At 45.6% G+C, this 10712-nt stretch carries 8 protein-coding genes; 4 read left to right on the plus strand and 4 right to left on the minus strand.

Features of this window, described 5'->3' with window-relative positions; translation table 11 throughout:
• Positions 1 to 262 precede the first annotated feature (262 nt).
• The 4 genes from opcA to fbp form a co-directional block, all read right to left on the minus strand.
• Positions 263 to 1627, minus strand: coding sequence for a glucose-6-phosphate dehydrogenase assembly protein OpcA (gene opcA, locus QUA44_RS22710; protein WP_333254540.1), 1365 nt, complete (start codon positions 1625 to 1627; stop codon positions 263 to 265).
• A gap of 264 nt (positions 1628 to 1891) precedes the next feature.
• A complete protein-coding gene (gene zwf / locus QUA44_RS22715; RefSeq protein ID WP_333254538.1) occupies positions 1892 to 3421 on the minus strand; it encodes a glucose-6-phosphate dehydrogenase in 1530 nt (509 codons plus the stop codon).
• Between the two features lie 261 nt (positions 3422 to 3682).
• The gene (gene tal, locus QUA44_RS22720) at positions 3683 to 4837 is read right to left on the minus strand and encodes a transaldolase (RefSeq protein ID WP_333254536.1); all 1155 of its coding nucleotides are present in this window, start codon (positions 4835 to 4837) and stop codon (positions 3683 to 3685) included.
• A 164-nt stretch (positions 4838 to 5001) separates the two neighbouring features.
• Complete coding sequence (fbp, locus tag QUA44_RS22725) at positions 5002 to 6075, minus strand: class 1 fructose-bisphosphatase (RefSeq protein WP_333254534.1); 1074 nt, start codon at positions 6073 to 6075, stop codon at positions 5002 to 5004.
• Positions 6076 to 6398: 323 nt separating this feature from the next.
• Between fbp and QUA44_RS22730 the strand changes: the two genes are divergently transcribed.
• The 4 genes from QUA44_RS22730 (at position 6399) to QUA44_RS22745 (ending at position 10626) form a co-directional block, all read left to right on the plus strand.
• Positions 6399 to 6533, plus strand: a complete 135-nt coding sequence (locus QUA44_RS22730; protein WP_445242804.1) for a DUF4058 family protein — start codon at positions 6399 to 6401, stop codon at positions 6531 to 6533.
• Positions 6534 to 6738: 205 nt separating this feature from the next.
• The gene (locus QUA44_RS22735) at positions 6739 to 9249 is read left to right on the plus strand and encodes an ankyrin repeat domain-containing protein (RefSeq protein WP_333254532.1); all 2511 of its coding nucleotides are present in this window, start codon (positions 6739 to 6741) and stop codon (positions 9247 to 9249) included.
• Positions 9250 to 9278: 29 nt separating this feature from the next.
• The gene (locus QUA44_RS22740) at positions 9279 to 10148 is read left to right on the plus strand and encodes a serine/threonine-protein kinase (RefSeq protein ID WP_333254530.1); all 870 of its coding nucleotides are present in this window, start codon (positions 9279 to 9281) and stop codon (positions 10146 to 10148) included.
• A gap of 61 nt (positions 10149 to 10209) precedes the next feature.
• Positions 10210 to 10626, plus strand: coding sequence for a hypothetical protein (locus QUA44_RS22745; protein WP_333254528.1), 417 nt, complete (start codon positions 10210 to 10212; stop codon positions 10624 to 10626).
• Positions 10627 to 10712: the final 86 nt, after the last annotated feature.

The following is a 10712-nucleotide window of genomic DNA, read 5'->3' on the forward strand; positions in this document are numbered from 1 at the left end:
TTAATCTGTGTTAATCTGCCTTGCATCTGCGGTTTCTGTATCAATCAAAGATTTATGCAATCTTTCCTCATAAAAATAGACAGTTGATAAAGTTATGAGTATTGCTCTCGAACCGCTCAAATAATAACTATTTAACGACAGCAAGAAGACGCTAAGGACGCTAAGGAAGAAAAGAGAAGAATAAAAGTAGGGCAGACATTGCCTACCCCACTGAATATTAACTCAATCCTTCTTCCTTCTTCCTTCTTCCTTCTTCCTTCCTTTACCGCTTAGCCAACTTCAGCATCCGGGCCGTCACCGCCAAACTTTCCTGATAAAGCACATCCCTGCCCCAACTCTTCAAGTGCTGGCCGAGCAACTGTTCCGTCACCTGGTCAAACAGAGGAGTCACCTGGTTAAATCGAGCGGTCTGAGCACCACCTTTCGTTTCCATCCGCATACAGCCGCCGGTTTCGGAACACAGAACCGTACCGCAGTCAGCGTTTTCGTTCGTAGAATTCAGACGCAGAGCAATCAAATCGCCGGGGACATCGCCTGTATCAGCAGTTGGAATCGCCGCTAACTCAGCTTCTACAACACGTTCGTCGGCACCCGCAAATTTAATTCGCTTGATTTGATAGTCGCCCTCTTCCTGTTTGAAAGCAACCGGACGCCACCCAAGCCGGCTCGCCAGCCAGCCCAAATACATCAGTGCTTGACTAGAATTGCCCTTTTCATAATCTATCGTCACTCGATCGATCTCTTGAATTGCCGCCCGACGTTCCGGCGGATCGAAAGCCTCCGCAGCCAATTCCTGCCACGCCGCCAGCCTGCGCCAATTCAGATCCGCGATCGGAATTCCTTCCTCTATTAAACTTTGCATCAACAGCAACTCCGCCTCCTCCTCAGCAAAGCTGCTAGAGTCGATAATCACAGAACTGCTAGTTTCCGCCAGCCGCTGAAACAAACCTCGATCGGCATCGGGATGAGCCTTCCACCACAGCAGTGTCGGCAAATCCGAGATCGTCAGCGCCGTCACGATCGCGCTCACCCGTTCCAGAGCAGCTTCCGTACCCCGGAGCGTAATATACTCGCAGCAGATCAGATTGCCGCTGTCCCGCTTGTGAACCGGACAATAAGCAGCCACTTGAGCCTGCACGCCCGTGTCTTCCCCCGCCGTCGGACACAGAGCAATAATCCGGCAGGGATTCGCAGCTACGATCGCGTCTGCCACCCCAGAGCCCCCCGAACCGAAGCCAGTAGGGCCCAAAAGCTCTCCCTGGGAATTTTTGCGAGCCACTTCTTCCCGCAAAGTCGCCAGCAATTCAGCGCTAGGCTTGCCAGTTCTCGGCATTCCGTAAGATTTTTGAGCCGCCCTGATGCTTGATGCCGTCATCGGCCCTGTAATACCGTCAATCGGCCCTTCGTAAAATCCTAGATCCGCTAATAAATGCTGAGTTTCTTCCGGTTCGTAGACTACAAAAGTAAAAGTTGTTGCCCTAGTCGCGATCGGAAAATCGCCCTTTGACCCAGCTTCTTTATAACTTTCCCAGATTTGACTCAGTTCTGCCTCTATTTGGTCGATCGACACATCTTTAGGATTTTGCAGCGAAACCAAAGGCGGAGCTTTCATCGGTGTCATCGTCATAAATTTTGTCTCCTTTGTTATTAGTCATTAGTTATTAGTCATTAGTCATTAGTCATTAGCTATTAGTCATTAGCTATTAGTCATTAGTTATTAGTCATTAGTTATTAGTCATTAGTCATTGTTCATTCTTCATTGGTTACTAATTAAGAATTATCAATTACCAATTACTAGCTAATGACTACTGACTGCTGACTAATGACTAATGACTCTTACTATTTACTCCTAGCTAATGACAACTAACAACTGACAACTGACAACTGACTCTTAAAGTCGTCGCCACTTGCGGCCGTCTCTGTTAATTAGCTGTTCTGCTTCCGTCGGTTCCCAAGTACCCGCTTCGTATTTAGGCACCAAACTTTGGTCGTTGGACGATTCCCAAGCCATCAGCGCCGGAGTTACCACCCGCCAAGCTTCTTCTACTTCATCAGAACGAGTAAACAAAGTTTGGTCGCCTAGCATACAATCAATCAAAAGGCGATCGTAAGCATCCGAAGATGTCACCCCAAAGGAAGCACCGTAACTGAAATCCATATCCACCGTCCGCGTCCGCAAATCCGGCCCCGGCATTTTCGCCTCAAACCTCAGCGAAATTCCCTCGTTGGGATGCACCCGCATAGTCAAAACGTTAGGAGCAGTTTGTTGGGCGGCAGACTGAAAAATTAACAGTGGCACTTCCCGAAACTGAATCGCAATTTCGCTAACTTTTTTCGGCAACCGCTTACCGGTACGCAGGTAGAAAGGCACTCCCTGCCAGCGCCAGTTGTCAATCATAAACTTCATCGCCACAAAAGTCGGCGTTGTCGAATTGGGAGCAACCCCCGGTTCTTCGTGATAACCTGGCACGGGTTTGCCCTTCATCCATCCTGCGGAATATTGACCGCGAATCGCGGAAAACTCCAAGTTATTCAAATCCGCCAAGCGAGTTGCTTGCAGAACTTTCATCTTTTCGGTGCGGATGCTGTCGGCGTCGAGGGAGTTCGGCGGTTCCATCGCCGTCAAACAGAAAATCTGCATCAAGTGGTTTTGCAGCATATCCCGCAGAGCCCCAGAGGATTCGTAGTAACCCGCCCGGTCTTCTACGCCCACTGTTTCTGCAACCGTAATTTGTACGTGATCGACAAATTGCCGGTTCCACAGCGGCTCAAAAATCGCGTTGGCAAACCGGAACACCATTAAATTCTGAACCGTTTCTTTACCCAAATAATGGTCGATCCGGTAAACTTGCTGTTCTTGGCAAACCTTCTGTACGACTCGGTTGAGAGCTTTTGCCGAACTCAAGTCGCGACCGAAGGGTTTTTCAATTACCAAGCGGTGTTTTACTGGATCGGCCAGCATTTGAGCCTCCCCCAGTTGTCGAATTGCTTCTGGGAAAAAGTTCGGGGAAACTGACAGATAAAATATGTGATTGCCGCGAGTTCTCCTTTCTTCGTCGAGTTCCGCTAAGAAAGTTTTGAGTTTTTGATAGCTTTCGGGGTTGTCAATGTCGCCGGGACAGTAGTACAAACCTTTAGCGAAATCTTGCCAAAATTCTTCGTTGCCAATGCCACCGCCAAATTCTTCAATGCCTTCGCGCATTTGCTCTCGGAAGTAATCGTGACTCCAAGGGCGGCGGGCCACACCTACGACGGTAGTTTCCGGCGGCAAGCGTCGATCGCGCTTCATCTGATAAATTGCAGGTACCAGTTTGCGCTGGGTGAGATCCCCAGAAGCTCCGAAGATTACCAGAATTTGTGGTTCCGGGACCCGTTCTTTTCGCAAACCGACGCGCAGTGGATTTTCAAGTAGCGTTACCATTATTTATTTTCCTTGTTCTAGTGCTGTTAACCCTGCCAAGACACCATGATAGTTTGCGGTCATTTCTGCTAGTTAGTGGGTGAGAGAGTTAATCGCTTCTTCATACTGCTAGAGGAGGCAGATGATTTTGCTCTCTAGGAACTCTGAGAGGCATTAATCTCAAAAATCCTAGAGAGGATTTAAAACTCAGCATTTAAGAAGCCAAACAATTATCTATTCCGACTCCTAAATGCTTCTGCCTTCAAGGATACAGATATCTGTCTAGGCGACGGGTGACAACTTCTGCACTTTCTCTTGCAAGGAATCCATCAGGGATTGGAACGGGGTGACGAATTTATCAATCCCGTCCAAGAGCAAGTCTGTCATCACTTGGTCCAAGTTGATGTCGATGTCGGGATCTTTGAGACTTTCGATCAGCGTGTAAGCTTCTGCAACGTTGTTCTCAATCCGGGGTGCGACATCGCAGTGATCGAAACAAGCTTCAACAGTGTTCGGCGGCAAAGTGTTAACGGTGTCGGGGCCGATTAGTTCATCGACGTACATGACATCGCTGTAGTTGGGGTTTTTGGTGCTGGTGGAAGCCCACAGCAAGCGCTGTACTTTCGCTCCCTTGGCCGCTAAAGCTTGCCAGCGATCGCTCGCTACGATCTCTTTATACTTCTGGTAAGCTATCTTCGCATTGGCGATCGCAATTTTCCCCTTCACCGCTTCCAGTTTTGCTTTTGTGGAAATATCTGTGACATTTTTGAGTTTCTCGTCAATCTTGCCATCGATATTGATGTCGATCCGGCTCAAGAAGAAACTGGCAACAGAAGCAATATTGCTCACATCCAAACCTTTAGCCACCCGCGCTTCCAAACCGCGAATGTAAGCCCAGAAGGTTTCGACGTAGCTGTCAACGGAGAACAGCAAAGTCACATTAACGTTAATCCCTTCGCTGATGACTCGCTCGACTGCGGGCAAACCTTGAGCGGTTCCGGGAATCTTAATCATCACGTTTTCTTTGCCGAGGGCTTGGTAATAGCGTATGGCTTCGCTAATAGTGCTTTCTGTGTCGTTGGCGATCGTCGGTGGCACTTCGATACTGATGTAACCGTCCAAACCCTTCGACTCTGCATAAACCGGGGCGAAGATGTCGCAAGCGTTGCGGATATCTTCAAATACCAGAGATTCGTAAATCTCCATTACAGATTTACCCGCCCGGATGCCCGCTTCGATATCCGCGTCGTAAATCACATTACCCGCGATCGCTTTCTCAAAAATAGCCGGATTAGATGTAATCCCGCGCAGTCCCCGAGTTTCAATCATCTGTTTGAGTTCGCCGGACTCGATCAGATCCCGAGTCAAATTGTCCATCCAGATACTTTGGCCAATTTCTTTGATTTCTAACAGGTGATTCGTTGGTGTTGCTGTCATTACTGTAACTCCTACAATTTGATAGCTGTTAATTGGGACTTTAGGATCGGGTCTAAAAGCATTGGGCCTTGCTTAGTTGTTAGTTGTTAGTTGTGATTTTTTGGTTCTAATCATCAATAACTAATCACCAATAACTAATGACTAATAACTAATGACTAATGACTTCACTCTTGGACTGTTCTAGGATTGCGCGATCGATCTTGAATAAAAGACTCGACCATCGCTACATTTTCTTTACTGCCGATAATTAAGGGCGATCGCTCGTGCAGTTTGGTCGGCACAACGTCTAAGATGTCTTGAATACCGGTACTGGCGCGCCCGCCGGCTTGCTCCATCAAAAACGCCAAAGGAGCCGATTCGTAGAGCAAGCGCAATTTGCCCTCCGGTTTTTTCAGCGTTCCGGGGTACAAAAACACACCTCCCTGAAATAAAATCCGGTGGAAATCTCCCACCAAAGCCCCACCGTACCGGGCGGTGTAGCCTTCGCTGCGGTGTACGTAGCGAATGTAATCGCGAAAAGATTCTTCCCACTGCCAAAAGTTGCCTTCATTAACGCTGTAAGTCGGGCCGCTTTCAGGCGTCTGAATGTTTTCGGTTGCCAGAATAAATTCGCCCAAACTGGGGTCTAGGGTGAAGGAATGAACGCCCTGCCCGATCGAATAAACCAGCATGGTACTCGGGCCGTAGAGCACGTAGCCCGCGGCGATTTGTTTGTGTCCGTGTTGCAGCAAGTCTGAGGCCGATCCGTCTGCATCATCTCCCTCTTGCTTGCGGATGCTGAATATGGAACCGACATTGAGATTGGTGTCAAGATTGGAAGAACCGTCTATGGGGTCGTAGAGCAGACTGTAGCGCCCGATCGGACAGTTTTCGGGAATGTAGTAGGGTTTTTCCATTTCCTCCGAAGCCAAGCGGCAGACCAGTCCGCTTTGCTGGAATACCGAGATAAACACTTCATTGGCATAGATATCCATCTTTTTGACGGATTCTCCCTGCACGTTCGTAGCCCCTGTAAACCCCAAGGCATCTGCCATTAATCCGGCTCGGCTGAGTCGCCTAGCGATCAGCTTGGCAGCTAGTCCGATGCGATTCATCAGGGCACTGAGATCCTGAGCATCTGCTGAAAAGCTGTGAAGTTGCTGGAGTACGTGACGGGATAGGGTTGTGCAATCGCGGTCTAAGGATTGTACCTGCTCGATCGGGCCCAGGCGGGCTTCCCCTGTCGGCGCGTTTACCATGATTTTGATGTCCTCCCTGTCTTGCTGCTCTGGATTTGGGTTCGATGGAGTCCTTGACACTTGCCCCTGAATCGGCTATGAGACCGATCGTCCCCTAACTTCTATCTTAGGGAGGGTTTGGCGATCGGGCGTGGAACTTTAGGTGAATTTTAGATCCGCATCGAAAATTGAGGAGTGCGATCGGCTGTTTAGTCGGGAATTGTATCCAAAATCACTACTTTTTTTGATTAACCGCAGAGGACGCAGAGGGCGCTGAGAGAAAAAGTGGCGATAGAGAAGCCTACGAACGTTGGCTAGCATCTCAAAAAGACCGACAACTTCCTTTGCGCGAAGAAGATGTAGAACCTATTGTTAATTTGCCGGAATTGCTTGCAGGCATTTACGATCGCGCCGGCTATGATTATCGGCTCGATTACGATCAAGATCCCGTACGTAAATTTTCGCCAAAGGTGATATGACACTCCAAAATTCTGGGTAAGGTATCCATAGAAATACGGTAATTGAAATTTAAGCAAATATACAGAGTCCGTCATTGACTTTTCTATTGACTTGTTTGAAATATACTCAAACACTCAACTTACCTTGCATAAATTTTTCAAGACTTGGGTTACAAAAACCCAAATATAAAATGTTTCTTGGTACTCATCACCCCAAAATAATGCTATGGATATTATTTCACAAATTCCCCATAACTTAGTCAACCACTATCAGATTAAAAATCTGCTTGGAGAAGGCGGTAGTAGCACAACTTACGAAGCCATTGACCTCAAAACCAATCAGCGAGTCGCACTCAAAGCTTTGTCTTTACAGAAGATGAATGACTGGAAAGTCCTGGAACTATTTGAACGAGAAGCCAATGTTTTATCAAAATTGAATCATCCGGGAATTCCGCGTTATTTGGATTATTTTTATGTCGATACTCCCGATAACCGTTGTTTTTATATAGTACAAGAACTGGCCCAAGGGCAATCTCTAGCAAGTTTAGTCGAAAGTGGCTGGCACGCTAGCGAAGCCGAAATTCAACGCATTGCCACACAAATTTTGGAGATTTTAGTTTATCTCCATTCACAAACACCACCTGTTATCCACCGGGATATTAAACCCGAAAATATTGTTTTCAAATCCCCCATTAATTCCCACCAACCAAAAGATTGGGAAGTTTGCTTAGTAGATTTTGGAGCCGTGCAAAACACTTATTACAATACCTTAATGCGAGGAAGTACCGTAGTTGGAACCTATGGTTATATGGCTCCAGAACAATTTCTCGGACAAGCCGTACCTGCAACAGATTTATATGGTTTAGGAGCGACCTTGTTGTATTTACTAACCCACCGTTCCCCCGCCGAATTACCAACAAATATACTAGAAAGAGATTTTCGCTCTCAAATTCAGATTTCTTCAGCATTTGCCGATTGGTTAAAAAAGATGATAGCGCCTGATTTAGAAAACCGCTTTAACTCGGCAAAAGAAGCGCTTGAATCTCTTCGCAATCCTCGAATAGTTAACGTTAAATCCAATCCGACGCAATGGAAAAAACGCCTCAAAATAGGAATTGCTGCTATTGCTACTGTTGCTGTTTTCAATCACTTTAAATATCCCATCCTCAACCGGATTGGATTTACACCCAATGCAGTTGTCGAGGCTGTCGAACAGGGAGATACTCAAACTGTTAGGCATTATCTGGATCTTGGCATTAATGCTAATAGCAGGGTAAATAATCAGAATTTACTACACTTTGCTGGCTCAAAAGAGGTGGCAGAATTGTTAATTGCCAAAGGTGCAGATGTCAACGCTAAGAGTGCATATGGCTGGACCCCATTACACATGGCTGCTGTGTACGATCACATAAAAGTGGCACAGACGCTAATTGTTAAAGGTGCAGATATTAACGCCTGGACAGGAAGTCAATATTTTGATGGAACTCCTCTGTTCTTTGCCCGATCGCCTGAAATGACCAAGTTGCTGATTGCTAAAGGTGCGGATGTCAATGCCAAAAACAAAAATGGCTTGACTCCTCTACATAGGGCGCGATCGAAGGCGATCGCAAAGATACTACTCGCCGCAGGCGCAAAAATTAACATCAAAGAAGACAATGCCCGAAATGGCAAGAGTACAGCTTTATTACATAACGCAGCCAAAATAGGCTTTAAGGAGTTGGTACAACAGCTAATTAAAGACGGTGCAAATGTGGCGATCCGCGATGACTATCGAAGAACTCCACTGCACTATGCAGCCACAAAAGAAGTTGCTGCTTTGCTAATGCTGGATATCAACGCTATAGACCAATCTGGAGATACTCCGTTACACCTAGCTGTCGATCGAGGATCTCAAGATATCGCTGAACTGCTAATTGCTAATGGCGCCAGGGTTAACGTTAGAAATGCGAAGGGTCAAACTCCATTGTATCGAGCGATCGCGATCGGACACAATGAGATTGCTGCACTGCTAATTAACAACGGTACAGATGTCAATAATATAGATGGATCTGGCACAACTCCACTGCACAAAGCCGCACATTATGGCACGGTAAAAATCTTAAAATTGCTGATTGCTAAAGGTGCAGAAATTAATATCCAGGATAATCAAAGAAAAACTCCACTGGATATCGCCGTAGACCTGAAACTTCAGGATACAGTGGCGCGGCTAATTAGTAAAAACCCAGATGTTAATAGTGAAGACAAAGAAGGCAGAACTTTACTGCATATCGCTGTCGATTTCAAACTTGAGGATGTAGCCAAAAAACTCATTGCCAAAGGTGCATTCGTTAATGCCAAAAATAACTTGCTTCAAACTCCCCTGCATCTTGCTGTTGCTCAAGGCTCTCAAGATATCGCTGAACAGCTAATTGCTAATGGCGCCAGGGTTAACGCTAGAAATGCGAACGGTCAAACTCCATTGTATCAAGCGATCGCGATTGGACACAATGATATTGCTGCACTGCTAATTAAAAACGGTGCAGATGTTAATAATAGAGATATGTGTAACACAACTCCACTCCACAAAGCAGCACATTATGGCACTGTAGAAATCTTAAAATTACTGATTGCTAAAGGTGCAAAAATTGACGCTACCAACTGCGATGGCGACACGCCGCTCAAGATAGCAGAAACCAACTGGAACCCCGACCAAGAAGCAGCAGCCAAAATACTCAGATCTCGCGGCGCAACAGACTAATTATCCCAAATAACCCCACGCATAAAAATATGGAAACACTAGAACAATCGGAAAAAATCATTGCTGAAAGATATCGCATAATCGGCAAATTAGGACAGGGTGGAGTTGGAATCACCTATGCTGCTGTAGATTTAAACAGCAATCAAAAAGTTGCACTCAAAGCTTTATCCCTGCGCCTGACAACTGAATGGAAGAAAATCGAGTTATTTGAACGAGAAGCAAAAACTTTATCGGGATTGAATCATCCGGGAATTCCTCGCTACATTGACTACTTTCAAGTGGATACTTCCCAAGATCGTTGTTTTTATATCGCCCAACAACTCGCACCGGTAAAATCTCTCGCACAGTGGATAGAAAATGGCTGGAAACCAAATGAAGCTCAAGTTCGTCATATCGCCTATCAATTGCTAGAAATTCTAGCTTATCTGCAATCGCTGTTACCTCCTGCAATCCACCGAGATATTAAGCCACAAAATATTATTCTGCAAAAAAATGGGCGAGTCTTCCTAGTTGATTTTGGCGCAGTTCAAAATACTTACCACCATACCGTTACTGGAGGCAGCACCGTTGTCGGAACCTACGGTTACATGGCACCAGAACAATTCAGAGGAAAAGCTGTATTATCAACAGATTTGTATGGATTAGGAACGACGCTGCTTTTCTTGTTAACCCAGAAATTTCCATCGGATTTACCCAGAGAAAAGCTGAAGGTAAAATTCCGCGAGATTGTCTCTATTTCTACAGAGTTTGCCGACTGGTTAGAGAAGATAATTGAACCCGCAATTGAAGATCGATTTCACTCAGCAAAAGATGCTTTATCAGCATTGCGAGGGGAACAGCCAAAAGGGATTAATCCCGAAAAATGTTTAAGCGATCGCCCCAATCCCGAATTACGTTAATTGACGCTAAACGGTGGTTATTCATTAAGATATACCCCGATCGTTTCCCCAGCAAACTCAAATGTTTTTTCCAATTCATCTGAGTTATAAATTTTTACTTCCCTTCTCTTTGATTTGGGTATTTTTTGTAGGTCTACTGGACATATTTAAATACGCTGCAGCCGACTGGCTAAATACATTATACGATCGATTTTTCTTTATATCAATTCAAGCTATAATAATATTTACCGTATTTTATGCTTTGATGTGGTTGTGTAGGATTGATTCTCTTCTATTCACCAGACCAATTCAAATCAGCCCTCAAGATATCCAGCGGGTAAAGTTGAGCGGAATTCATCTGCCATTGCTCAAAAAATCGATAACTTTTTGCCTGATTCGCACCAAGTCGCGTAACTATTGTTTTGGCTTATTTTTGCCGCAAGCTGAGAAAGAATGGTTGGTAGGGGAATTGAGTGATTGTTTAAGTTTAAGTAAGTAGGTAGGCGGAAAAAAACATATCTATGTAACAAAACATTAAGTTACCTAATTGGAGTTAAACTTAAGACGTTGTGTAGTGTAGTTTCC

Origin of the sequence: Microcoleus sp. N9_A2 (genome assembly GCF_036701775.1) — a bacterium.
Lineage (GTDB): Bacteria > Cyanobacteriota > Cyanobacteriia > Cyanobacteriales > Microcoleaceae > Microcoleus.

Bases quoted from the DNA above. Each gene is read 5' to 3' on its own strand.
- opcA (WP_333254540.1), bottom strand. From the start codon at position 1,627: ATGACGATGACACCGATGAAAGCTCCGCCTTTGGTTTCGCTGCAAAAT.
- zwf (WP_333254538.1), bottom strand. From the start codon at position 3,421: ATGGTAACGCTACTTGAAAATCCACTGCGCGTCGGTTTGCGAAAAGAA.
- tal (WP_333254536.1), bottom strand. From the start codon at position 4,837: ATGACAGCAACACCAACGAATCACCTGTTAGAAATCAAAGAAATTGGC.
- fbp (WP_333254534.1), bottom strand. From the start codon at position 6,075: ATGGTAAACGCGCCGACAGGGGAAGCCCGCCTGGGCCCGATCGAGCAG.
- QUA44_RS22735 (WP_333254532.1), top strand. From the start codon at position 6,739: ATGGATATTATTTCACAAATTCCCCATAACTTAGTCAACCACTATCAG.
- QUA44_RS22740 (WP_333254530.1), top strand. From the start codon at position 9,279: ATGGAAACACTAGAACAATCGGAAAAAATCATTGCTGAAAGATATCGC.
- QUA44_RS22745 (WP_333254528.1), top strand. From the start codon at position 10,210: ATGTTTTTTCCAATTCATCTGAGTTATAAATTTTTACTTCCCTTCTCT.